Below are 20996 nucleotides of genomic sequence, written 5' to 3' on the forward strand. Positions count from 1 at the left end.
TAGGGGCAGCCCCACCGGGGACCCCTCAGGACGTCCGAGCGTCGTACAGGTCGTGCGGCTTCCACCAGTCGTAGGCCGGGGTCTGCGGGTAGCCCTCCGGTGAGTCCTCCCACTCCTCCTGACGCCCGAGCGCGGTGAGGTCGAGGCAGCCCCAGGTGCTGCCCATCGCCTCGTCGCCGCGGTTGTTGACGAAATAGGTGCGGAACACACGGTCGCCGTCGCGGAAGAACGCGTTCGTGCCGTGCCACTCGGCGACCCCGAAGTCGGCGTCGAACGAGTCGGTCAGCGAGTACCAGGGCATCGTCCAGCCCATCCGCTCCTTGAGCCGCTCGATGTGCCCCTGCGGTGCGCGCGACACGAACACCAGCGAAGTGTCGCGGACGTTCAGGTGTGCGACGTGGGCGACCTGGTCGGCCACCATGGAGCAGCCCTGGCACGCGTGGTCGGGCCACCCGTTCACGTCCGGGTCGAAGAAGGCCCGGTAGACGAGCAGCTGGCGCCTGCCGTCGAACAGGTCGAGCAGGCTCACCCGACCCGAGGGCCCGTCGAACGCGTACTCCTTCTCCACCAGGAGCCACGGCATCCGCCTGCGCTCGGCCGCCAGCGCGTCCTTGGCGCGGGTGACCTCCTTCTCCTTCACGAGCAGCCGCTCGCGGGCCGCCTCCCACTCCTTCGCGGTGACTACCTCCGGTGTGTTCATCGTTCTCTCCCTTCCTGTTCTCGCGCCGTTCTGTCCAGGTGGTCGCTCAACGCGCCGAGCGGGCCGTCCCAGTCGCGGGCAAGACCGGCCAGGAACTGTTGCGCCACCTGCATGGGTGCCGAGCGGAGCCGGTAGCGCACGCGGCGCCGCTCGCCCGGCTCGGCGATGACCAGCCCCGCCTCGGACAGCAGGGCCAGGTGCTTGGCGATCGCCTGACGGGTGATCGGCAGGCGGGTGGCCAGGTCGGTCGCGGTGGCCGGCCCGCGTGCCGCCAGCTCGGCGAGGATGACGCGCCGGGTGGGGTCGGCGAGGGCCGTGAAGACCTGCTCGGCCACCGCCTCGATGTCAGGCGGCATCGAGGTAGGCGACGAGCTCGTCGAGCTCGCGCAGCCAGCCGTTGCTGTTCCCGCCGAACGCCGTGTCGTGGGTGTCGTCGGGCAGCTGGGCGAAACCGGTCTCGACGACCGTGAGCCGCGTGCCGGGGCCTGCGGGCTCGAGCGTGAACTCCACGTACGTGCGGCGCGGGTCGTCCTCGGGCAGGCCGTAGATCTTCCAGGTGAACCCGAACACCGTGGGCTCCTCCACCCGCTCGACGCGCATGGTGGCGCTGGCCCCGTCGGTCCACCGCATGGACGCCGCGCCACCGGGACGCAGGTCGATCGTCGCCTCGTTGCCGAACCACGTGCCGAGCCCCTCGGCGGTGGTGATCGCCGCCCACACCGCCTTCGGCGGGTGCGCGACCTCCAGGGTCCGTTCGATGCGGTCGGGGAATGCCATGTCGTGCCTCCATTCATCGCAACCGGTTGGTTGCAAACCTATGACAGCTTCCGCAGCCCGCGCCACACGAGCCCGGCGCTCACGAGCGTGACGACGACGTCGACGCCGAGCGCGAGTCGAAGCCCGGCGAGCTGGGCCACCTGCGTGGCGCCGATCGCGCTGAGGACCGGGATGCCGACGGCACCTGCGACCTGCTGGGTCATCGAGGTGAGACCGGTGGCGAGGCCCTGCTCGCCGTTCGGCAGGCCGGAGGTGCCGGTCACGGTGTAGGCGACCATCGCGGCCACGTGGCCGAAGAACGCCACGAACAGCGCAGGGACGACGATCACGAGCGAGAGCCGGTCGGCGGAGGTGAACAGCAGGGCGATCGTGGTGAGACCGGACGCGACCATGGCCACGGTCAGGACCGGCCGGGGCCCGAAGCGCCCGATGGCCCGCCCGGCGACCACGCCCGCGGCAACGGACGCGAGGCCGGGAACCCCGAGGACCAGGCCCGTCATCAGGGGTGACAGACCGAGTACCTGCTGCAGGTACAGCGTGACCATGAAGATCATCGCGGGCACCAACCCGCAGGTGACCAGCCCCGCGACGTTCCCCCAGCGCACCGAGGGTCGGGCAAGGATGCGCGGCGGGACCAGGGGTGCTGACGCACGCCGCTCGACCAGCCAGAACGCGACGAGCAACACGACGCCGACGGCCGAGGCGGAGAGGCTCCGCTCGATCACCGCGTAGACCACGGCGAGCAGGCCACCGGTCACGGTCACGGCGCCCGGTACGTCGAGCCGAGGCCGCGTCGCCGCCCGGCTCTCGATGATCACGAAGGGGGTGACCAGCAGTGCGGCCACGGCCACGGGCACGTTGACGAAGAACGCCGCCCGCCAGCCGAGCGCGGTGACCAGGGTGCCGCCGAGCAGCGCGCCGACGGTGAAGCCGCCGCAGGCCAGGGCGCCGTTGAGCCCGAGCACGCGGTCACGGCGAGGTCCTTCGGCGAAGGTGGTGGTGAGCAACGACATCGCGGAGGGGATCGCCATCGCGGTGGCGAGCCCCTGCAGTGCCCTGGCGAGCAGGAGGGTCCGGGGGCCGGCCGCGAGACCGCCGAGCATCGAGGCGCCTGCCAGAAGGGCCATGCCGAGTAGCAGGAGTCGTCTGCGCCCGAACAGGTCACCGAGGCGCCCGAAGAGGAGCGTGAAGCCCGCCGCGGGCAGCGCGAAGGTGGACGTGATCCACGCGAGGTCGGCCCGGTCGAGCCCGACGCCCGCGCCGGCGCCGGGCAGCGCGACGTTCAGGATCGAGAAGTCCACCGAGAGCATGAAACCCACTCCGAGCAGGACGAACAGCACCACGCTGTGTCGAGCGGCCGCACGTGGTGGGTCGGCCACCGGGGTGGTGACGGACGCGGTCATGACGGCCATGGCAACCTCCTCCAAGTAGCAACCGAACAGTTGCGACACTATGGCAACCGATGAGTTGCGTCAAGAGGATGGCGCAGACCGCGCAATGCCGCTGGTGGTGTCCCCTCGTGAATGTCGCCTTCGCCCGCGTTCGTCGGCGAAATTCATCCACAGGCCGCCCTGAACAGGGCTTTTGTCGGTTCCACCTAGTACACTGGCGTGGCGGGGTGCCCCCGGGACAGGGTGGGGGCTGCCCGGGTTACCTTCTGTGCCGTCATTGATCATGAAACAGCGAAGGCCCAGCGACCTGCGGATACGCGGTCTGGGGTCGGTAGGTCAGTTGAGCACGTAGTTGAGCGAGTCGCAGATGCGCGCCAGCGGGAGGTCGAGGCCCGGGTAGTCCAGCGGCAGCAACACCTCCGGCGTCAGGGGCAGCGCGTCACCCGCCGGAGGGTGCCACAGGCACACGGCAGGGTCGCCGGAGTCCATCGACGACCGGTACCAGAGCCCGTCGAGATGGGGAAACGCGTCACGGATCGTGCGGGCCCAGGCCTGCGTGATGTCCTTGGGACCGCTGGAGATCTCCTGCGAGGCGCCGACCCGCGTCGGCCAGAGGCCGGTCAGGTCCAGCAGACACAGGGGCCGCGTCGGCGCGAACACCGCGAGGTGTGGCCGCCGCGTCGTGCGGTCCACCATCGACGACGCCTGGAACACCTCGGCGATCGAGGTCCGCACCGACAGACCGAAGTAGAGCACCCCGTGCTCCGGGGACGTGATCACCCCGCCGTCGGGCTGCGGCGGTTGCGGGTCGAAGCGGGCGTGCGGCAGGGGACCGGTGTGGCGGAAGGTGTTCCACCGCTGCTGGTGCGCGCCGGACGCGACGAACACCCTGACCAGCCGCGTGGACGTCGGCAGTGCCACCACGTCCTCGTCCTGGCGCAGCAGCTTCTGCAACACGGCCGAGTTCGGGGGCATGGGAAGTCGGGACACGTCAGGCAGGCGTCCCCAGTACGGACATCAGCGCCGCGACCCGTCTCGGGGCGCCGCCTGCCAGGAGCCAGTCCCTCGGGGTGACCGGCGGGTCGCCCAGTGCGGCCTGCGGCGTGGTCATGAACGCCGCCACCACCAGCGCGGGCTGGTCCGCGGGCACGGCGGCGAGCACGGTCGCGAGCCCGGGCAGCGCGTCGTCGTCGGTGAACTGCCACACCGGCAGCCGCCAGCCGCCGCGGTCCTTCCAGCCGACCAGCTGACCGGCCGACAACCGGTGCCGCACCCGGCTCGAGTCGACGCCGAGCCGGTCGGCGGCGCCTGCCACGGTCAACGCGGTGTCCCGCAGCACGGCCTGCAGTGCTACCGTCCGCGCCCGCACGTCCTTCTCGCCGGACCGCTGGGGTGACAGGTCCAGGCCGACGGACTCGAGGGCGGCACGCTGGTCGACGCTGAAGTAGTCGGCGGGCCGCGGGTCGACGGGGGCGAGCCTCCTGGAGGCGTCCTCCACGAGCGACACGAACTCGTCGGCCTCGACGCGCAACCCGGCGCGGGTGAGCGCGGACCGCAGGCCTGACATGCACCCAGGCTAGCACGCCCGTGCGCCAACGTGCGCCAAGGCCCTCACCCGGTGAGGAAGTCGCGGAGCTTTCGACTGATCATCGGCCAGTCCGGGCTGAACCAGACGAAGTGGCTGTCGGCCCCGCTCTCGAGGAGGGTGGCGTACCGGATGCCGGACGCGAGTGCCTCGGCGTGGGCAAAAGGTACGGCGGCGTCGTTTCGGCTGGCGATCACGAGAGCGGGCTGTGTGACGTCGCCGGAACAGTCGGGTGTGACGGCGAGGTCGTTGAGGAAGCCGCGACCCGACCGCATCCGGGAGAACAGGTCGATCAGGGTCGCTCGATCGCCTGGCGACAGGGCCGTCACGACCTGTCGCGCGGGGCGGGTGGAGAGCGGCCCCAGCAGAGCCCGCAGACCGAGGTCCGGGACGGTACGCATGATCGCGTGCACCACCGACCAGGTGACTCCCTCGGTCGCGCCGGCGAACACGAGGTGAGCGCCCAGCCGGGTCCCGCGGTCCGGCCAGGGCAGCGGTCCCAGCGCGCTCTGCAGGACGACCCGTTCGACCAGGTCCGGGTGGCGCGCGGCGGTCGCTGTCGCGGTCGGCCCGCCACCCGAAACGCCCACGACCGCGGCGACCCGCCTGATGCCGAGGTGTTCGCACAGCGAGCCGACGACGTCCGCGAACCCGGTGACCGTCGTGCCGGTCGACACCGGTGTGCGCCCGTAGCCGGGGCGCGACGGCACGAGCACCGAGTAGCCCGCGTCGACGAACACGTCCTCGCCGAGCGCGAGTCCCGCGTGCATGTGGCCGCCGTACAACACCACGACCGTGGCGCCCCCGCGCCGGTCGTGTCGGTACTCGACGACCCCGTGCGCGAGCCTCGTGGTCGTGGTGGGACGGGCAACGGTGGCCATGGCGCCATGATGGGCCATCCGGCGACCACTCCCGCGTGCTGTACCCGGCGACCAGGGCGTGGCAGACTTTCACGCCGACTGACCACGCGGCGGAAATGGGGGAGAACCGTGGGCAAGGAAGCCGAGGGCACCGGCGTACAGGCACTGTTGGACAAGGTGAACGACCTCGTGCGCGAGGGCAACGTCCGGCGGATCGTGATCACCGACCGGACCGGGCGCAAGGTCCTGGACATCCCGGTCAACGCGGGCCTGATCGCCGCCGTGATCGCCCCGATGCTGACCGTCGCGGGCACCGGTCTGGCGCTCGCGGGCGGCTGGCACGTCTCGGTCGAGCGCACCGAGTCGACCGTGGTCCCCGCCGCGCCCGACGACGAGGCGTAGACCCCCCGTCAGCCCAGCAGGACCGGGTTCGTCAGGTCCGCGTTGTCGATCACCACGGTCGCCCGGTCACGCGGATGGCACTCCGCCATGTACAGCCGTTGACCGCCGACGTACCGGCGGTTCTTCATCGACTGCGGGTCCGCGTCGGGCGTCTTCTCCCGCTGCGCCGCCCTCGGGATCGACACCTCGAACGGGACCTCCAGCCACACCGAGTAGTCCCAGTAGCGGATCAGCTCGTCCCGGTGGGTGAAGATCCCGTCGAACACGAGGATCGCGTCGTCGTCGGCGAGCTCCGGCAGCCTGCGCACCTCGCGTTCGCGCCTGATGTCGTAGACCTCGCGGATGTACTCGCGGTTGCCGCCGGGGCTGAGCGGGTCGAGCAGCAGTCTGACCATGCGGCCGTAGTCGTAGGAGTCCCGGTAGAACCCCTCCGGCGAGTCGCGACCTCGGCGGTGTCTCGTACGGGGTGGGTTGAGGAACCCGTCGGCCGACGCGCGGATCACCTTCGCACCGCTGACGGTCAGCTCGGCGCCGACCGCGTCGGCGAAACGAGTCTTGCCGGCACCGTCCACCCCGTCGACCGCCACGCGGCGGACCCGGTCGGCCGGCAGCGCGAGCACCGCTGCCGCTACGTGTTGACTGGGACGCATCCCGTAAGTGAACCCGTACCGCCGCCGATTTCCAAGAACTTCGCTTGATGGAGCAACGCACTCGCAACCCGCGTCCGTCCTGGCGGCATGAGGCACCACTTACCGAGCACCCGACGGTCCGCGCTCACGGCCGGCGTCGTGATGGCACTCGGCGCAGGCATGATCACCGCGGGAGTGGTCGTCGGCGCGGCGGACGGCGGCGGCGAAACGCATGTGCCACAGGGGATCCGCCTCGTGGCGTACGACAGCTGCGCGAGCGCGCTCCGGGAGATGAAGGACCGCCTCCTCCCGCACGTCGGCGCCTACGGCCTCGAGTCGGGCGACGTCGCGATGCCCGAGGGCGGTGACATGCGTGCGATGGAGGACGCGGCAGGCGCCGCGCCGAAGCAGGCGGGCGCCCCCGGGGCGCCGGAGGCGGGGGAGCACTCGACGACCAACGTCCACGAGGCGGGCGTCGACGAGCCCGACCTCGTGAAGACCGATGGCAGGCGCGTGGTCAGCGTCGCCGACGGCGTGATCCGGGTCGTCGACGTCGCCTCGCGTGCGGTCACCGCGACGGTCCCGCTCGACGGCAACGCCCAGGCGAGCCAGCTGCTGCTCGCCGGTGACCGGGCGCTCGTCATGACCTCCTCGGCCATCGCCTACGACGTGCCCGGCATCGCGCCGGGCGAGCGCACCCCGAAACGCGCGCCGACCGACACCCTCCCCGGTGGCTCGCAGCTCGTGCTCGTCGACCTGACCGGCGCCGGCAAGGTGCTCGCCACCCTGGCCGTCGACGGCACCTACCTCGACGCGCGGCAGGTCGGCGACATCGCCAGGGTCGTCGTGCGGTCGATGCCGCACATGGAGTTCCGCTACCCGGCGACCGAGGGCGACCAGTTCGCGACGCTGCTCGCGAACAAGGACACCGTGGTCAACTCCACGATCGGGGACTGGCTGCCCCGCTACCAGCTGACGGTGGCGGGCGGCGCGACGACGAACGGCCAGCTGACCGCCTGTGCTGACGTGAGCCACCCCGTCGACTACACGGCGACCGGCATGCTCACCGTGCTGTCCTTCGACCTGACCAGGGAGCTCGGCACCGGCGACCCGGTCACGATCGTCGCCGACGGCGACACCGTGTACGGCACCGAGCGCAGCCTCTACGTCGCCGACGACCACTTCACGCACGGGACGGTCGAGGGTCCACTCGAGGGCGAGCGCACCGAGCTGTACCAGTTCGACATCTCCGGGCCGGGCAAGCCGGTGCACGTGGCGTCCGGTGGCGTCGACGGCAGCCTGCTCAACCAGTACTCGCTGTCGGAGTACGAGGGCAACCTGCGGGTCGCCACCACGACGTCCGGCCGGAGCGGCTCGCAGAGCATGATCACCGTGCTGACCCGCAAGGGCGACCAGCTGACCAGGGTCGGCCAGGTCGGCGGGCTCGGCCTCGGTGAACGGATCTACGCCGTCCGCTACTTCGGCGACATCGGCTATGTCGTGACGTTCCGGCAGACCGACCCGCTGTACACGGTGGACCTGTCGGATCCGGCCGCGCCGAAGGTGACCGGCGAGCTGAAGATCACCGGCTACTCCGCGTACCTGCATCCCGCTGGCGACGGTCGCCTGATCGGTGTCGGCCAGGAGGCCAGCGAGGCCGGTAGGGCACAGGGCGCCCAGCTCTCCCTGTTCGACACGTCCAACCCGGCGGGCGCCACCAGGCTCGCCCAGTACCACCTGCCGTCCTCCTACTCCGAAGTGGAGAGCGACCCGCACGCGTTCCTCTACTGGCCGGACGCGAACCTGGTGGTGCTGCCGATGAGCGGCGGCGGCGACCCGAACCTGCCCTACGGCGGCGCGGTCGTGCTTCGCCTTCGGGACAACGGGTTCACGCAGGTGGCGGTGCTCGGCCACCGCTCGCCGAAGTACGGCGACACGCCGCTGGTGCCGAGGCGCGCGATGGTGGTCGGCGACGAGCTGTGGACCGTGTCCGAGGCGGGCATGCTGGTCAACGACACGGGCTCGCTGGCTCAGCTGGCCTGGGTGCCGTTCGTCTGACCGGTCCGCAGGTAGGTCCACAGCGGACTGTGGGAGGGCGTGCCCCGCGTGGCGACACGCGGCGGCACGCCCTCGAGGGCGGCCCGTGTGGACTCGTCGTCGGTGACGAACTCGGGCCTGAGCCGGTCGGTGTCGTAGTAGCGGTGGTACACGGGCGTGAGCGCGCCGGACATCGGCGGCACGATCCAGCTCCAGTCGGCCGGGCAGGTGCGGCCCGCCCGTTCCTCCCTGGCGAGGTGCTTGAGGAACCGGGAGGTCTCCGTGTGGTGGTCGCTGATCGTCACCCCGGCCTTCTCGAACGAGTGAAGCACCGCCCGGTTCAGCTCCACGAGCGCGGTGTCCCGCCACAGTGTCCGGTCGTTGCTCGTGTCCAGCCCCAGCTCGGCCGCGACGGTCGGCAGCATGTCGTACCGGTCGGCGTCCGCGAGGTTGCGCGCGCCGATCTCGGTGCCCATGTACCAGCCGTTGAACGGCGCGGCGGGGTAGGTGATCCCGCCGATCGACAACCGCATCGAGCTGATCGCGGGCACCGCGTGCCAGCGCAGCCCGAGGCCGGCGAACCAGTCGTGGTCGGGGTGGGACAGCGGCACCTCGGCCGTAGCGTCGAACGGCAGCTCGGTAACGCAGGTCACACCATCGGCTGACACCACGAGCGGCAGCACGTCGAACGCCGTGCCCGCACCCCGCCAGCCGCGGCGGGCGACGGCCTCGGTGAACTTCACGTAGCGCGGGTCGCCGACCACCGTCCCGTCCGCCCTCCGGTGGCCCGCGTACCGGATGAGCTGGTCGTTCCAGATCCTCGGGCCGGGCAGACCCGGCTCGTCGGGCGCGAACACGGTGATCACCGGCCGGACCCGGCCACCGTTGTAGGCCATCCGCAGGTGGTCGAAGCAGTGTGCGGCCACCTCACCCGGCTCGCGGACCGCCCGCAGGTCGCGCACCCGCATGCTCTGCCAGTACAACCGCCCCACACAACGTGCGCTGTTGCGCCACGCGACCCGCGCGCCGAACGCCAGCTCGTCGCTCGTGTGCGCGTAGGTGCCGGTCAGCTCGATCTCGCCGCGTACCCACGCGACGCGGTGCTCGGCCGAGCCCGCGTCGGGGTTCTCCGCGTGGAACAGCCGGAGGAACTCCACTGCCTCGTCCACGTCGACCGGCGCTGCGGGGGGATCCGTGGTATGCCCCGGCGGATCCCAGGTCTGGGCGGTCACTCGCGCGAAGTTACCCGACGCGGCCCGTCTGCCCGGCGACAGTTCGCCCGTGTGGAGGAGATCGCTTCCCTGGGGTACACATCAGACGTGCCACGACCAACCACGCAGCCGACCGACTACGAGCCGGGAACGGATCCCCGGCGATGGCGGGCCCTCGTGGTCACCCTGGCCGGCGGGTTCATGATCCTTCTCGACGTCAGCATCGTCACCGTCGCGATCCCGGCCATCGAGCAGGGGCTCGGCACGTCGGCGAGCGGCGTCCAGTGGGTGGTCTCCGGCTACCCGTTGACCTTCGGCCTCGCGCTGGTCGCGGGCGGGCGCCTCGGCGACGCTTTCGGCAGGCGCACCATGTACCTCATCGCACTGACCGCCTTCGTGGCCGCCAGTGTGTTCGCCGGGCTGTCGACCACGCTCACCATGCTGGTGATCGCCAGGCTGCTGCAGGGGCTGGTCGGCGGCCTGGTCACGCCGCAGAACTCCGGCCTGATCCAGGACCTGTTCCGAGGTGCGGAGCGGGGTCGTGCGTTCGGGCTGCTCGGCGCCACCATCGGCATCTCGACCGCGGCCGGGCCCGTGATCGGCGGGCTCATCCTCGGCGTCGCCGGTCAGCCGGACGGCTGGCGCTGGGTGTTCCTCGTGAACCTGCCGTTCGGCCTCCTCGCGCTCGTGCTGACGCTGTTCCTGGTGCCGAGGACACCCAAGCGCCAGACCCGTCCCGACATCGACTACGCAGGCATCCTGCTGCTCGGCCTCGCCGTGCTGTGCGTGATGTTCCCGATCGTGCTGTCCGACGCCGACGGCTTCCGCCGGTTCTGGTGGCTCATCCCCGTCGCGGTGCCCCTGAGCTGGGCTTTCCTGCGCTGGGAGCGACGCCGCGTGGCGCGGGAGCGGGCGCCGCTCGTCGACATGCGCCTGTTCACCGCGACGCCCGGCTACTCCTCCGGCGCCGGGATCGCGACCGTCTACTTCTGCGGGTTCAGCGGGATCTGGCTGATCTTCGCGGTGTACTTCCAGACCGACCTCGACATGACGCCACTCGAGTCGGGGCTCATGGTCACGCCGTTCTCGGCCGGCTCGGCCGTGTCGTCGTGGCTGGCCGGGCGGCTGGTCGCGCGCTGGGGGCGGTGGGTGACCGTCTCCGGTCTCGTGCTCATGGCGGTCGGGCTCGGCGCGGTCGGTGTGATCGGGTTCCTCGTCGACAAGGACGCGCTCGCGTTCGCGATCGCGGTCCCGCTGCTCGTGGCAGGCGTCGGCGGCGGCGCGGTGATCTCGCCGAACACGACGCTGACTCTCGCGCAGGTGCCGAGCCGGATGGCCGGCGTGGCGAGCGGGGTGCTCCAGACGGGTCAGCGGCTCGGCACCGCGGTGGGCACCGCGCTGCTGGCGGCCGTGTTCCACGCCGTAGCCACCGCGTCCGGCGCGTACGCGAACGGCTTCTCGGCCGCCATGTTCGCCGCCGTGCTCGTGATCGTGATCGCCCTCGTGCTGGCCGTCCGGGAAGAACGTGGACGAATTGGGAACCATGGGAACGTCGAGTTGGAAAGTTTCTCATCGAACACTGTGACACCTCGTCAATAAATGCTAGCGTTTCGCACCGAAAGCGTTCTGGTGACCGTGTGCGTGGGCCCTGCTGATCCCCGCCCGGTTCGAGGGCCGCTTTCTTTCGCTCATTCCCGGAAAAGGGGCCGGCTGCCGGCGCACGTCGGCGGCCTCGTGCTGCCCCGAGGATGGAGGGATCGAGATAATGAGACTGGTAGTTCGTGCACTCACAGTGGCCGCGGCCGCCGCGACCGCCCTGCTCATCGGTACGTCAGGCGCGCAGGCCACCGCGAACGGCAGCGACCCGGTGTTCGACAACCCGCCGGCAGGCACCGCGACGATCGGCATCCTGGCCACGAAGCTCACCCACGCGGACGCGACCGCGCGGTTGCGGTCGTCCGGCATCACCTGGTCCTCCAGTGGCGGCTGCAGCAACCGCAACAACGCGACGTGTACGTCGTTCGACCAGGTCAACCTGACGACGATCCAGGGCATCCAGACGCTCCGGTCGGCGAGTGGCTGCGCGATCAACGTCACCGGCGGCACCGAGACCGGCCACGCCAGCGGCACCTACAGCCACTGGAACGGCTACAAGCTCGACACCAGCCTGTCGACCTGCCTGAACAACTACATCCAGGGCAACTTCTCGTCGATCGGCGGCTCCAAGTGGGAGTCCGGCGCCGGCAACATCTACTACAAGGAAGGCAACCACTGGGACATCACGTACTACAACTGCGGCGGCTGCTGAGCGGTGCGGGTCGGGCTCGCTCCGCTCACCAGCTGATCGGCAGACGTTTGACCCCGTGCTGGAAGTTCGACCGCAGCCGTACCATCTCCCCGGCCGGTCGCACCTCCCCGAGACGGTCGAACACAGCCGAGAACAACGCCCGCATCTGGGCCTTCGCGAGATGTGCCCCGATGCAGTAGTGCGGCCCGTGGCCGAAGCTCAGGTGGTCATTCGACGAGCGGGTGACGTCGAACCGGTCAGGTTCGGCGAACACCCGCTCGTCGCGGTTCCCGGACGAGAACCACACGACCACCTTGTCGCCCGCCCTGATCTCCTGGCCACCGAGCACCGTGTCCACGACCGCCGTGCGCCGGAACCGCATCACCGGCGACCACCAGCGCAGCATCTCCTCGACCGCGCCGGGCAGCAGTGACCGGTCCACCATCACGCGGCGGTACTGGTCCATGTCGGACATGAGCGCGTGGAGGCCGCCGGGCAGCCCGTTGCGCAGGGTCTCGTTGCCCGCCACGGCGAACAGCCAGAACATGTTCTCGAACTCCGCCGTCGTGACGCCCTCCGCGACGAGGTTGCTCATGACGTCCTCGCCCGGCTCCCGTCGCTTCAGCTCGGCGAGGTCGCCGGCGTAGGCGTACAGGTCGGGCATGCCGTCCCTGGTCCGCTGGTTGGGCAGCACCCCGTTCTCGTCCGGCTCGGGCCGCAGCGCCATGGCATGCCTGGCCATCTCGGTCGAGCCCGCCGCGCTCGCCTTGGCGCTCAACGCGTACTCCGGGTCCTGGTAGCCGATGACCCGGTTGCTCCAGTCGTACAGCAGCCAGCGATCCTGCTGCGGCACACCGAAGATCTCCGCGAGGGTCCGCAGCGGCAGGTCGGCGGCGAGCTCGGCGAAGTCGCACTCGTGGTCGGACGCCACCCGGTCCACCAGCTCCCGCGCACGCGTGGTGATGCGGTCCTCCAACCGGGCGACCGCCTTGGGAGTGAACGCGCTGGCGAGCATCCGGCGCAGCCGTGAGTGCCCGGGCGGGTCCTGGTTGAGCATCATCTGCCGCACGAACGCGAGGTCCCGCTCCGTCGGCGGGTCCATGATCTGCGTGGCCCTCGCGTACGACGAGAAGGTGGCGGGGTCACGCATGACCTGCTTGATCTCCGCGTGCCGCACCACGCCCCAGAACCCGGGACCCGCGGGCCACGGCGGCAGCGCGGGCTCGGTCATCCACACCACGGCCGACTGTTCACGCAGTCGGGCGAACTCCTCGTGCGGGACCCCGGTCACGTACGTACCCGGGTTGATGAAGATGTCGTTGGCACTGGACATGATCAGCATCCTGCCGGTTCGATCGAGGGCTGTGACCGCACTCCATCTTGCCCGGCACGCCGCCGGTGGCGATCCCGTCCTGCTGCTCCTGCACGGCCTCGGCGCCACGGGCGAGGTGTGGCACGAGCTGCTGGAACGCGGGTGGCCGGGGGAGGTGCTCGCCCCCGACCTGCCGGGACACGGCCGCTCGCCCCGGCTCGACGAGTACACGTTCGAGGCGATGGCGGCGTCGGTCGCGTCCGTCCTGCCCGCGGGGCGGCCGGTCGTGGTGCTGGGGCACTCGCTCGGGGGAGTGCTCGCGTTGACGCTGGCCGCCGGTTCGTACGGCGTCGTGGCCGCGTGCGGGCTGGGCATCAAGCTGCGGTGGTCGGCGGAGGAGCTGGAGAGGGCGGCCGGGGTCGCGGCACGGCCGGAGCGGGTGTTCGCCACGCGCGAGGAGGCCGTGGACCGGTGGTTGAGGGTGTCGGGGCTGGCCGGTCTGGTGCCGCCGTCGTCGCCGCTGGTCGGACCCGGAGTCGTGGCCGGGGACGACGGGTGGCGGGTCGCGGTCGACCCGCGTGCGTTCGGGGTCGGTGCGCCCGACGTGCCGTCGCTGCTGGCCAGGGCCTCGTGCCCGACGGTCCTGGCGGCGGGGGAGCGGGACCCGATGTGCCCGCGTGAGCACCTGCTGGCGGTCTCACCCACGGCGACCCTGCTGGCGGGGGTCGGCCACAACGCCCACGTCGAGGACCCGTCGACGTTGTGGCCGCTTCTGGACCGGCTACACGCCGACGTCGATAACCACCCGGTTGGGTGACGTCAGGACGGAGGTGCGCACCCACGTCTGGTTGCGCAGACCGAGCCCGACGGAGAGGTAGCCCTCGAAGTCACCGGTGAGGGCGACCGCCATGACGTTGCGGAGGTCGCGCGTCCGGAACCGCTCGGGGCCGGGGTAGGTCCTGTTGCCCGCGTCGTCGTGTGCGGCGGCCGGGTGGGACACGACCTCGACGAAGTACTGGCCCGTGAGCCAGACGACCTCGCCGGAGCCGTCCGCGGTCAGCTCGTCGACCCATCTGTTCGTGACCGTCGGGGGCGTCGACCCCGTCAGATCGAGGACGACGCGGTCGAAGCCGGGGTGCTGACCGGTGCGGATCGCGGTCAGCGCGGGAAGGGTGGTGGCTGGCTGGGCGGCGGCTGTGGCGCCGCCGCCCACCACCAGGACGATGGCGACGAGCGCGCCGAGCGCACGTCGCGAAATGGTGGTCATCTCGTGGACCTCCTGCCGGGAGTGGTGACAACGAGTCCCAGCGCCGGGTCTTCTACGAGACGTGCCGATATTGCTTTGGTTGCCTGGTTCGTCCTCAGCGGACGCCGAGCAGGTCCACCACGAAGATGAGGGTCTCGCCGCCCTTGATCGCGCCACCCGCGCCGCGGTCGCCGTAGCCGAGGTGGGGCGGGATGACGAGCTTGCGACGGCCGCCGACCTTCATGCCCGCCACGCCGCGGTCCCAGCCTGCGATGACGCGACCCGCGCCGAGCGGGAAGTTGAACGCCGAGCCGCGGTCCCACGACGCGTCGAACTGCTCACCGGTCGAGTGCGCGACGCCGACGTAGTGGACGTCCACGCTCTTCCCGGCTGTGGCTTCGTCCCCGTCACCGACAGTGATGTCCTCGACGACCAGGTCAGCGGGCGGCGCCCCCTCGATCGGGTCGACCTCGGGCTTCTCGAGCGCCATGCGTGTTCCTCCTTGGTTGGTTCCTCTGGTTGCCCGACCCATCCAACCAGCCGCGAGCCCGCGACGTCCGACCAGTCGGGTTGACATGTGACCAAATGGTCACCTATCTTTGCCTCGTGACCGACGACGACCGGGTTTTCAAAGCCCTGGCCGACCCGACGCGCAGGCTCCTGCTCGACCGCCTGTTCGTTCGCGACGGCCGGAGCCTGAGCGATCTCGAGTCCGACGTGGACATGACCCGCTTCGGAGTGATGAAGCACCTGCGCCTGCTGGAGGAGGCAGGTCTCGTCACGACCCGCAAGGCCGGACGGGAGAAGTTGCACTTCCTGAATGTCGTACCCATCCGGTTGATTCACGACAGGTGGATCGACAAGTACACGGAGCCGCAGGTGGCCGCGCTCACCTCGCTCAAGACAGAACTGGAGCAGACGATGACTACTGCCGCGACCGCAACGACCGTGCAGGTGCACCGCGTCTACATCAAGGCGACCCCGCAGGCGATCTGGGACGCGATCACCAGGCCGGAATGGTCGAAGCGCTACGGCTACCGCGCGGTCGTGAACTACGACCTGCGTGCGGGTGGCAGGTTCGAGGCCCTGACCGGTGACGGAATGCCCGGCATGGACCCGACGGCCTGCGTCGTCGAGGGCGAGGTGATCTCGGCCGACCCGCCGCACCGTCTCGTGCAGACGTGGCGCCCGACCTGGCTGGACGAGCCCTTCACCACGGTCACGTACGAGATCAGGGAGGGCCAGGACGGCGTCTGCTCCCTGACCCTGACCCACGACGTGCGCGACGCCCCACAGACCGCGGCCCAGACGTCCGGCAGCGTGGAGGGCGCGGGCGGCGGCTGGCCTGAGGTCTTAAGCGACCTGAAGTCGTTGCTGGAGACGGGGAGCGGCATGTACACGTGAGCGGAGCCCGCGGAGCGGGACAGAGCCTGCGAGGGCCGACGTGAGCGTTCGTTAACATTGGTGTATGTCGCCAGCCCGCCGGTTGCACGGTGTCAAGAGTTCCCCGGTCCGTGATCTGTTAGCGCTGACACTCCGACCGGAGGTGATCTCCTTCGCCGGCGGGCTCCCGGCTCCCGAACTGTTCGATGTGGACGGCTGGGCAGACGCGTTCGCGAAAGCGGCCACCGACCGGCGCAACCTGCAGTACGGCACAACGGAAGGTGACCCGCATCTACGTGCGCAGCTCGCGGCACGCATGACGTCGAAGGGCGTCCCGACAACGGAGTCGGACCTGCTGGTCACGACGGGCTCCCAACAGGCACTGACTCTGGCGACCATCGCGCTGGTGGAGCCCGGCGACGTGGTGGCGGTGGAGGAGCCGACCTACCTGGCGGCACTGCAGTGCTTCCAGCTGGCAGGCGCCCGCGTGGTCCCGGTGGCCAGCGACGACCAGGGCATGGTCCCGTCCGCGCTGGCGGAGGTCCTGACACGGGAGAAGCCGACCCTGGTCTACGTGGTCCCGACGTTCGCCAACCCGAGCGGCCGCACCCAACCCGCGGCACGCCGCGAGGAGATAGCGGCACTGGCGGCCACCCACGACACCTGGCTGGTGGAGGACGACCCGTACGGCGAACTGCGCTACAGAGGCACTCCCGTCCCGCCCCTGGCGGCCTACGGCGACAAGGTCCTGTACCTGGGAAGCCTGTCAAAGATAGGCGCCCCGGGCCTGCGCCTGGGCTGGCTGAGGGCACCGAAGGACCTGATGCCTGCGACGGTGATAGCGAAACAGGCGGCAGACCTGCACACGAGCACGATCGACCAGGCGGCAGCGGCGACCTACCTGGCGAACACGGACCTGAACGCACACGTGGCAGCCCTGTGCACCGCCTACCGCGAGCGCAGGGACACCATGATCAAAGCCCTGCCCACGACGGTCCCGAAAGGAACCGAGTGGACAGACCCGGACGGCGGCATGTTCGTGTGGCTCAAACTCCCCGACACCACCGACACGGCGGACCTACTGAAAGAGGCACTGAAACACAACGTGGCCTTCGTCCCGGGCGCCCCGTTCTTCGCGACCACTCCGGACAACACCACTTTCCGCATGTCCTTCACGACCAACCCGCCAGAAGAAATATCGGAAGGCATGCACCGCCTGGCGACGACGTTCAGCTCATTGACGTGATCTCAGTGACTTCCATCTGAGTCGGCTGTGTTCGAAATGGGTGAGGACGAGCGCGGCTGTGACGATGTCGCCGATCTTGCCGGGGCTGGCGGTGGTGTGGCGGTGGAGTGCGCGCCAGCGGCCGGTGAGGACGGCGAAGCGCGTTCGTCCAGGCAGTGCATGCCGCGGCGCAGGGTGTTGTGGGTGCGGTTGTCCACGTGGAGTACTCGGTCACCGGCGGGTTGTCTGGTCAGGGAGCACGTCGATGACCTCGTCCGGACAGCGGTAGCCGGTGGCGCGGGAGACGCCGTGATCCCACGGTACTCGGCGAGTTCGCGTGGCACGTCGAGCATGGCACTACAGGCAATCACGGGGAGCCCCTGCCCTTGCACTCGATCTTCGCAAATCCAGCCCTGTCAGGAGCTCCGCGCCCACATCTCACCGGCGCCCATCAGCCAATCGGCACATCCACGCCGTTGCCCACCCGCACCACCATCAAGCTGATCTTGCTGAGATCACCTCAGTGGAGTAAACCCACCCGAAAGTAACGCACGCGCTCACCGTGACGACGTCGCAACCAACCGACGTTCAGCGATGGGGGCTGTATGACGCTTGATTCCTATCTCCTGAAAACCGACGACGAACTCTACGAACTGCTCGGTGCGGAACTGCTGGGCGACGGCGTGAGCCTCTCACCGGAGGACAAGGACGAGCATCGCCGGTTCGGCAGACAATGGTTCGGCAACAAGCGACGTGAGCTCCAACGAAAGATCTGCCACCACGAGAAGCTCAAAGGCCTGCTCGGCAACTCGACCTCGGATCTCGCCATCGACGCCGCCGCCATCTACGAGACCCTCCAGAACCTGGGCGAGGACGCGGTCAACGCGGCCGTCCTGGCGGTGCTCGTCGCGCGTGTCGGCCTCGGTGCCTTCTGCGCCAACGCTCCCGCCGCATGACCTCCGGGGAGTCGATGGCCGAACGACGGATGAGAGGTCTCTCGCCCGACCGTTCGGCCCAGCTGCTCGACATGAAGATCCGCATGGCCGAGCTGGGCATCCCCGAGCAGTCGGCGGTGCTGGACGACGCGATGGAAGCGTGGTCCGGGACCGAGTTCGCGGCCGAGTACGGCGATCCGGTCTCCGGTCTCGTCCGTAGCTCGGCCGACCAGCTGATCGGGGCGATGATCCGGTTGGGCGCCGATCCGGCACGGATGGCGACGGTGCGGGTGACGACGATCCTGCGAGAAGACGTGGCGGCACAGATGCGCCCGTTCGCCGACGGGTCCGGCCTCGTGATGATCTCCGACGCGGCCCTCACCCTCTGCGGCGTCTACAGCAGGTACGTCGGCGAGGCGTTCAGTCGAATACTGTCCGGCGGCCGAGTCCGGGGCCTGTGGCGTGCGTTCCGTGCCGTGCGACGAGGCGGGTTCGGCGAGGAGCCGACGATGCTCACCGGGCTCCTCCGCTACTACAACGTGAGCCAACGCGTGTACGGGCTGGCCGCCAAACTGGTCGAACACACCTCGCCCGCGGCCCAACCCCACATCGCCGTGCTCCACACGATGGCGGTGTACTTCATCGTCGGGCACGAGCTGGCCCACCACGCACTCGGTCACGACTCGGCGCCGAGCGCTTTCTCACCGGGGGAACACCTTCCCGTGTGTTCGGACGACCAGCGACGAGAACTCGACGCGGACCTGCTGGCGTACCGGGCAAGTGTGCTCGCCGTGCGGCAGGAGGCACTGGCGAGCGGCGAGGCGGAGGCTGACCGGGTCGCCGAGGCGGCAGGGCTCATGTCCGCGCTCGGAGCACTGACAGCGATGCTCGTGGTGCATTCGACAGAGCGGGCGCTGTTCGTCCGGCGGGGGGTCTCGCACCCCGAGGCCGCCACCCGGGCATCGCTGCTCCTCGACCGGCTCGACGGCGGCGACCTGACCTTCGCCCGGATCTTCCTCACCAACATGGCGGCCGCGACCGAGAACGCCGCGGACTTCAGTCCGTCCGGCACGTCGTTCGAGTGGGAGTGGTTCGCGAGGTCACCCCGGCTCGACATCCCGCACTCCGACGAGTACCTGAGGAGCATCCACTGGCTGGACAGGTTCCAGTGCATGACCTCCGAGGACCTGGTGCGTGGTGCGGCGAAGGCGGGCTACGACGAGTCGATGCCAGTGGGTAAGGGGTTTCGCCTGGCCGCGGACGGCCGGACAGCCGACGCGTTCGCGATCTGGGGCGTGCCGGACGACCGAGCCGAGCAGATCACCGACCGGCGACGTGCGCTGACGATGCACACCCTCGTCGAGACAGTACAAACCGCCTTCGCGGCGCTGGGCATGCCGGGGGATACGGTTCTGTCGCTCGCCGTGATGGGCGCGACGGTCGCCGCGAAATCGTTGACATAGAACGGCTGTCGGACCGGGCGTCCCCTCGAACGAGAACGCCCGGCCCACGGAGAGCCAACCCCAATGCCTCCGGTGCGCACGAACGGCCCACTCGGAGATCGCGGCAAGGTCGGCCCGTTCCGGCAACGGGGTCCTCCCCGTCGCCGGCAGGTCCTCCACCTGCTCCCGATCCTCGGCGATCTCCGCGAGCACGTCCTCGAGCCCCGCGACCTCCCCGCGCCTCACCGCGAGCACCCGAGCACGCTCGACCGGAGCCGTCGGCAGCGTGCGCCTCGCGTCCGGGCAACCTCCAGCCCCTGACAGGCAAGCCGAAGACAAATGTCCTTCCTGGCCGCTGTTCCCACGACATCCGAGGACGAGCCGCCGACCTGTCCCCGGCACGGCGCGCTAACGGCCGGACGCCTCCTGGGAGCCCTTCACCGCGAGCTGGTCGGCGCGCTCGTTCTCCGGATGTCCCGAGTGCCCCTTCACCCAGTACCACCGCACCTCGTGCGGCTTGATCGCCTCGTCGAGACGCCGCCACAGGTCCGCGTTCTTCACCGGCTGCTTCGCGCTCGTCTGCCAGCCGTTGCTCTTCCACCGGGGCAGCCACTGCATGATCCCGTTCCGCACGTACGTGGAGTCGGTGTACATGTCCACCACCGACGGCCGGGTGAGGCTCTCCAGCGCCTGGATCGGCGCCATCAGCTCCATCCGGTTGTTCGTCGTGACCGACGACTCCGCCCCGTACAGCTCCTTCGAGTGCTTGCCGTACTTGAGCACGGCCCCCCACCCACCCGGCCCGGGATTCCCACTGCACGCACCGTCGGTATAGATCTCCACGCTGTTCGACACGAACGGGAGCGTAGCGACGACACAGCCGGCATGGACACGGTGTTGGGCGTAGACGCCTGCAGGACCGGCTGGGTGGGCCTGACCTGGTCCGGCGACACGCTCACGCCCCACCTCGCCCCCACGATCGCGGAGCTGGTCGACGCCGCGGGCCCCGTCGCGGTCATCGCGATCGACATTCCGATCGGGCTGCCGGAACGCGGTCACCGTCCGGCCGACCTGCTGGCCAGGACGTTCATCCGCCCTCGCCAGTCCTGTGTCTTCCTCACCCCCGTCCGCGCCACGCTGGGTCTTCGCGCACACGACCACGCGAGCGCCGTGAACCACGAGCTGGCCGGCCAGGGCCTGTCGATCCAGGCGTTCAGCCTCCTGCCGAAGATCCAGGAGGTGGACGACTGGTTACCGAGAGCACCGTGCCGGGTGGTCGAGGTTCACCCGGAAGTGTGCTTCACGGAACTGGCGGGTGTACCGCTGCCGCCGAAGAAGACCTGGTCAGGTGCCGAACAACGCCGCGACCTGCTGAAGTCGGCTGGTATCACCCCCGTGGGCACCCTGGGCGAAGCGGGCAAAGCGGCCGTCGACGACATCCTGGACGCCGCGATAGCGGCCTGGACCGCCCGCCGAGTCCACGACGGTACCGCCCAGTCCTTCCCCGACCCGCCGGAGCGCGGTACCGATGGCATCGAGGCCGCCATCTGGCGCTGAAAACGAGGTGCGACCAG

23 protein-coding genes are annotated in these 20996 nt (G+C 70.0%); 10 read left to right on the forward strand and 13 right to left on the reverse strand.

Annotated elements, in window-relative coordinates; all coding sequences use genetic code 11:
* Positions 1 to 25: 25 nt before the first annotated feature.
* The 7 genes from CLV71_RS35400 to CLV71_RS35430 all read right to left on the reverse strand — a co-directional run bounded on the left by CLV71_RS35400 (position 26) and on the right by CLV71_RS35430 (position 5334).
* The gene (locus CLV71_RS35400) at positions 26 to 700 is read right to left on the reverse strand and encodes a DUF899 domain-containing protein (RefSeq protein WP_133907262.1); all 675 of its coding nucleotides are present in this window, start codon (positions 698 to 700) and stop codon (positions 26 to 28) included.
* The gene (locus CLV71_RS35405) at positions 697 to 1056 is read right to left on the reverse strand and encodes an ArsR/SmtB family transcription factor (RefSeq protein ID WP_133907263.1); all 360 of its coding nucleotides are present in this window, start codon (positions 1054 to 1056) and stop codon (positions 697 to 699) included. The genes CLV71_RS35400 and CLV71_RS35405 overlap by 4 nt, the downstream gene beginning before the upstream one ends.
* Complete coding sequence (locus tag CLV71_RS35410) at positions 1046 to 1477, reverse strand: SRPBCC domain-containing protein (protein ID WP_133907264.1); 432 nt, start codon at positions 1475 to 1477, stop codon at positions 1046 to 1048. The genes CLV71_RS35405 and CLV71_RS35410 overlap by 11 nt, the downstream gene beginning before the upstream one ends.
* 38 nt (positions 1478 to 1515) lie before the next feature.
* Positions 1516 to 2889 (reverse strand): MFS transporter, encoded by a 1374-nt coding sequence (locus CLV71_RS35415; protein WP_133907265.1) that lies wholly within the window; start codon positions 2887 to 2889, stop codon positions 1516 to 1518.
* Between the two features lie 315 nt (positions 2890 to 3204).
* Positions 3205 to 3858: an RES family NAD+ phosphorylase gene (locus CLV71_RS35420; protein ID WP_133907266.1), complete on the reverse strand. Its 654-nt coding sequence runs from the start codon at positions 3856 to 3858 to the stop codon at positions 3205 to 3207.
* 1 nt (position 3859) lies between these two features.
* Complete coding sequence (locus CLV71_RS35425) at positions 3860 to 4435, reverse strand: DNA-binding protein (protein WP_133907267.1); 576 nt, start codon at positions 4433 to 4435, stop codon at positions 3860 to 3862.
* 44 nt (positions 4436 to 4479) lie between these two features.
* Positions 4480 to 5334, reverse strand: coding sequence for an alpha/beta fold hydrolase (locus tag CLV71_RS35430; RefSeq protein ID WP_243867009.1), 855 nt, complete (start codon positions 5332 to 5334; stop codon positions 4480 to 4482).
* 108 nt (positions 5335 to 5442) lie between these two features.
* Here CLV71_RS35430 and CLV71_RS35435 point away from each other — a divergent pair, with 108 nt between their 5' ends.
* Entirely contained in the window at positions 5443 to 5715 is a 273-nt protein-coding gene (locus tag CLV71_RS35435) for a DUF4342 domain-containing protein (protein WP_243867010.1), read from the forward strand.
* 8 nt (positions 5716 to 5723) lie between these two features.
* Here CLV71_RS35435 and CLV71_RS35440 read toward each other — a convergent pair whose 3' ends face one another.
* Positions 5724 to 6365, reverse strand: a complete 642-nt coding sequence (locus CLV71_RS35440) for a nucleoside/nucleotide kinase family protein (protein ID WP_133907269.1) — start codon at positions 6363 to 6365, stop codon at positions 5724 to 5726.
* Positions 6366 to 6452: 87 nt separating this feature from the next.
* On the opposite strand from CLV71_RS35440, the gene CLV71_RS35445 reads away from it, so the two are divergent.
* Positions 6453 to 8402: a beta-propeller domain-containing protein gene (locus CLV71_RS35445; RefSeq protein WP_133907270.1), complete on the forward strand. Its 1950-nt coding sequence runs from the start codon at positions 6453 to 6455 to the stop codon at positions 8400 to 8402.
* On the opposite strand, the gene CLV71_RS35450 is transcribed toward CLV71_RS35445, so the two are convergent.
* Entirely contained in the window at positions 8375 to 9613 is a 1239-nt protein-coding gene (locus CLV71_RS35450) for a nitric oxide synthase oxygenase (protein ID WP_133907271.1), read from the reverse strand. The two genes, CLV71_RS35445 and CLV71_RS35450, sit on opposite strands and share 28 nt — an antisense overlap.
* 87 nt (positions 9614 to 9700) lie before the next feature.
* Here CLV71_RS35450 and CLV71_RS35455 point away from each other — a divergent pair, with 87 nt between their 5' ends.
* Both CLV71_RS35455 and CLV71_RS35460 read left to right on the forward strand, forming a co-directional pair.
* On the forward strand, positions 9701 to 11191 hold the full coding sequence (locus CLV71_RS35455; protein ID WP_279588777.1) for an MFS transporter: 1491 nt from the start codon (positions 9701 to 9703) through the stop codon (positions 11189 to 11191).
* Between the two features lie 166 nt (positions 11192 to 11357).
* Entirely contained in the window at positions 11358 to 11900 is a 543-nt protein-coding gene (locus CLV71_RS35460) for a hypothetical protein (RefSeq protein ID WP_133907272.1), read from the forward strand.
* 25 nt (positions 11901 to 11925) lie between these two features.
* On the opposite strand, the gene CLV71_RS35465 is transcribed toward CLV71_RS35460, so the two are convergent.
* Positions 11926 to 13212, reverse strand: coding sequence for a cytochrome P450 (locus CLV71_RS35465; RefSeq protein WP_133907273.1), 1287 nt, complete (start codon positions 13210 to 13212; stop codon positions 11926 to 11928).
* Between the two features lie 31 nt (positions 13213 to 13243).
* On the opposite strand from CLV71_RS35465, the gene CLV71_RS35470 reads away from it, so the two are divergent.
* Positions 13244 to 14008, forward strand: coding sequence for an alpha/beta fold hydrolase (locus CLV71_RS35470; protein ID WP_243867011.1), 765 nt, complete (start codon positions 13244 to 13246; stop codon positions 14006 to 14008).
* On the opposite strand, the gene CLV71_RS35475 is transcribed toward CLV71_RS35470, so the two are convergent.
* Both CLV71_RS35475 and CLV71_RS35480 read right to left on the reverse strand, forming a co-directional pair.
* Positions 13973 to 14458: an AMIN-like domain-containing (lipo)protein gene (locus CLV71_RS35475; protein WP_133907274.1), complete on the reverse strand. Its 486-nt coding sequence runs from the start codon at positions 14456 to 14458 to the stop codon at positions 13973 to 13975. The two genes, CLV71_RS35470 and CLV71_RS35475, sit on opposite strands and share 36 nt — an antisense overlap.
* 94 nt (positions 14459 to 14552) lie before the next feature.
* Positions 14553 to 14927: an FKBP-type peptidyl-prolyl cis-trans isomerase gene (locus CLV71_RS35480; protein WP_133907275.1), complete on the reverse strand. Its 375-nt coding sequence runs from the start codon at positions 14925 to 14927 to the stop codon at positions 14553 to 14555.
* A gap of 116 nt (positions 14928 to 15043) precedes the next feature.
* On the opposite strand from CLV71_RS35480, the gene CLV71_RS35485 reads away from it, so the two are divergent.
* The 4 genes from CLV71_RS35485 to CLV71_RS35500 all read left to right on the forward strand — a co-directional run bounded on the left by CLV71_RS35485 (position 15044) and on the right by CLV71_RS35500 (position 19443).
* Positions 15044 to 15841: an ArsR/SmtB family transcription factor gene (locus CLV71_RS35485; protein ID WP_243867012.1), complete on the forward strand. Its 798-nt coding sequence runs from the start codon at positions 15044 to 15046 to the stop codon at positions 15839 to 15841.
* Positions 15842 to 15983: 142 nt separating this feature from the next.
* The gene (locus CLV71_RS35490) at positions 15984 to 17066 is read left to right on the forward strand and encodes an aminotransferase-like domain-containing protein (RefSeq protein ID WP_243867013.1); all 1083 of its coding nucleotides are present in this window, start codon (positions 15984 to 15986) and stop codon (positions 17064 to 17066) included.
* 584 nt (positions 17067 to 17650) lie between these two features.
* Positions 17651 to 18001 carry a hypothetical protein gene (locus CLV71_RS35495; protein ID WP_133907278.1) on the forward strand — a complete coding sequence of 117 codons (351 nt, stop codon included), beginning with the start codon at positions 17651 to 17653 and terminating at the stop codon, positions 17999 to 18001.
* Positions 17998 to 19443: a hypothetical protein gene (locus CLV71_RS35500; protein ID WP_133907279.1), complete on the forward strand. Its 1446-nt coding sequence runs from the start codon at positions 17998 to 18000 to the stop codon at positions 19441 to 19443. The genes CLV71_RS35495 and CLV71_RS35500 overlap by 4 nt, the downstream gene beginning before the upstream one ends.
* Positions 19444 to 19830: 387 nt before the next feature.
* Here the strand turns inward: CLV71_RS35500 and rnhA are convergent, their stop codons facing one another.
* Positions 19831 to 20277 carry a ribonuclease HI gene (gene rnhA / locus CLV71_RS35505; RefSeq protein WP_133907280.1) on the reverse strand — a complete coding sequence of 149 codons (447 nt, stop codon included), beginning with the start codon at positions 20275 to 20277 and terminating at the stop codon, positions 19831 to 19833.
* A gap of 30 nt (positions 20278 to 20307) precedes the next feature.
* Here rnhA and CLV71_RS35510 point away from each other — a divergent pair, with 30 nt between their 5' ends.
* A complete protein-coding gene (locus CLV71_RS35510) occupies positions 20308 to 20979 on the forward strand; it encodes a DUF429 domain-containing protein (RefSeq protein WP_133907281.1) in 672 nt (223 codons plus the stop codon).
* Positions 20980 to 20996: the final 17 nt, after the last annotated feature.

Source organism: Actinophytocola oryzae, assembly GCF_004364325.1.
Classification (GTDB): Bacteria; Actinomycetota; Actinomycetes; order Mycobacteriales; family Pseudonocardiaceae; genus Actinophytocola; species Actinophytocola oryzae.

What these genes read in the sequence shown, in the direction of transcription:
- CLV71_RS35405 (WP_133907263.1), bottom strand. Translation starts at nt 1,056, where the DNA reads ATGCCGCCTGACATCGAGGCGGTGGCCGAGCAGGTCTTCACGGCCCTC.
- CLV71_RS35445 (WP_133907270.1), top strand. Translation starts at nt 6,453, where the DNA reads ATGAGGCACCACTTACCGAGCACCCGACGGTCCGCGCTCACGGCCGGC.
- CLV71_RS35440 (WP_133907269.1), bottom strand. Translation starts at nt 6,365, where the DNA reads ATGCGTCCCAGTCAACACGTAGCGGCAGCGGTGCTCGCGCTGCCGGCC.
- CLV71_RS35475 (WP_133907274.1), bottom strand. Translation starts at nt 14,458, where the DNA reads ATGACCACCATTTCGCGACGTGCGCTCGGCGCGCTCGTCGCCATCGTC.
- CLV71_RS35500 (WP_133907279.1), top strand. Translation starts at nt 17,998, where the DNA reads ATGACCTCCGGGGAGTCGATGGCCGAACGACGGATGAGAGGTCTCTCG.
- CLV71_RS35400 (WP_133907262.1), bottom strand. Translation starts at nt 700, where the DNA reads ATGAACACACCGGAGGTAGTCACCGCGAAGGAGTGGGAGGCGGCCCGC.
- CLV71_RS35415 (WP_133907265.1), bottom strand. Translation starts at nt 2,889, where the DNA reads ATGGCCGTCATGACCGCGTCCGTCACCACCCCGGTGGCCGACCCACCA.
- CLV71_RS35430 (WP_243867009.1), bottom strand. Translation starts at nt 5,334, where the DNA reads ATGGCCACCGTTGCCCGTCCCACCACGACCACGAGGCTCGCGCACGGG.
- CLV71_RS35495 (WP_133907278.1), top strand. Translation starts at nt 17,651, where the DNA reads ATGACGCTTGATTCCTATCTCCTGAAAACCGACGACGAACTCTACGAA.
- CLV71_RS35480 (WP_133907275.1), bottom strand. Translation starts at nt 14,927, where the DNA reads ATGGCGCTCGAGAAGCCCGAGGTCGACCCGATCGAGGGGGCGCCGCCC.
- CLV71_RS35410 (WP_133907264.1), bottom strand. Translation starts at nt 1,477, where the DNA reads ATGGCATTCCCCGACCGCATCGAACGGACCCTGGAGGTCGCGCACCCG.
- CLV71_RS35510 (WP_133907281.1), top strand. Translation starts at nt 20,308, where the DNA reads ATGGACACGGTGTTGGGCGTAGACGCCTGCAGGACCGGCTGGGTGGGC.
- CLV71_RS35460 (WP_133907272.1), top strand. Translation starts at nt 11,358, where the DNA reads ATGAGACTGGTAGTTCGTGCACTCACAGTGGCCGCGGCCGCCGCGACC.
- CLV71_RS35425 (WP_133907267.1), bottom strand. Translation starts at nt 4,435, where the DNA reads ATGTCAGGCCTGCGGTCCGCGCTCACCCGCGCCGGGTTGCGCGTCGAG.
- CLV71_RS35465 (WP_133907273.1), bottom strand. Translation starts at nt 13,212, where the DNA reads ATGTCCAGTGCCAACGACATCTTCATCAACCCGGGTACGTACGTGACC.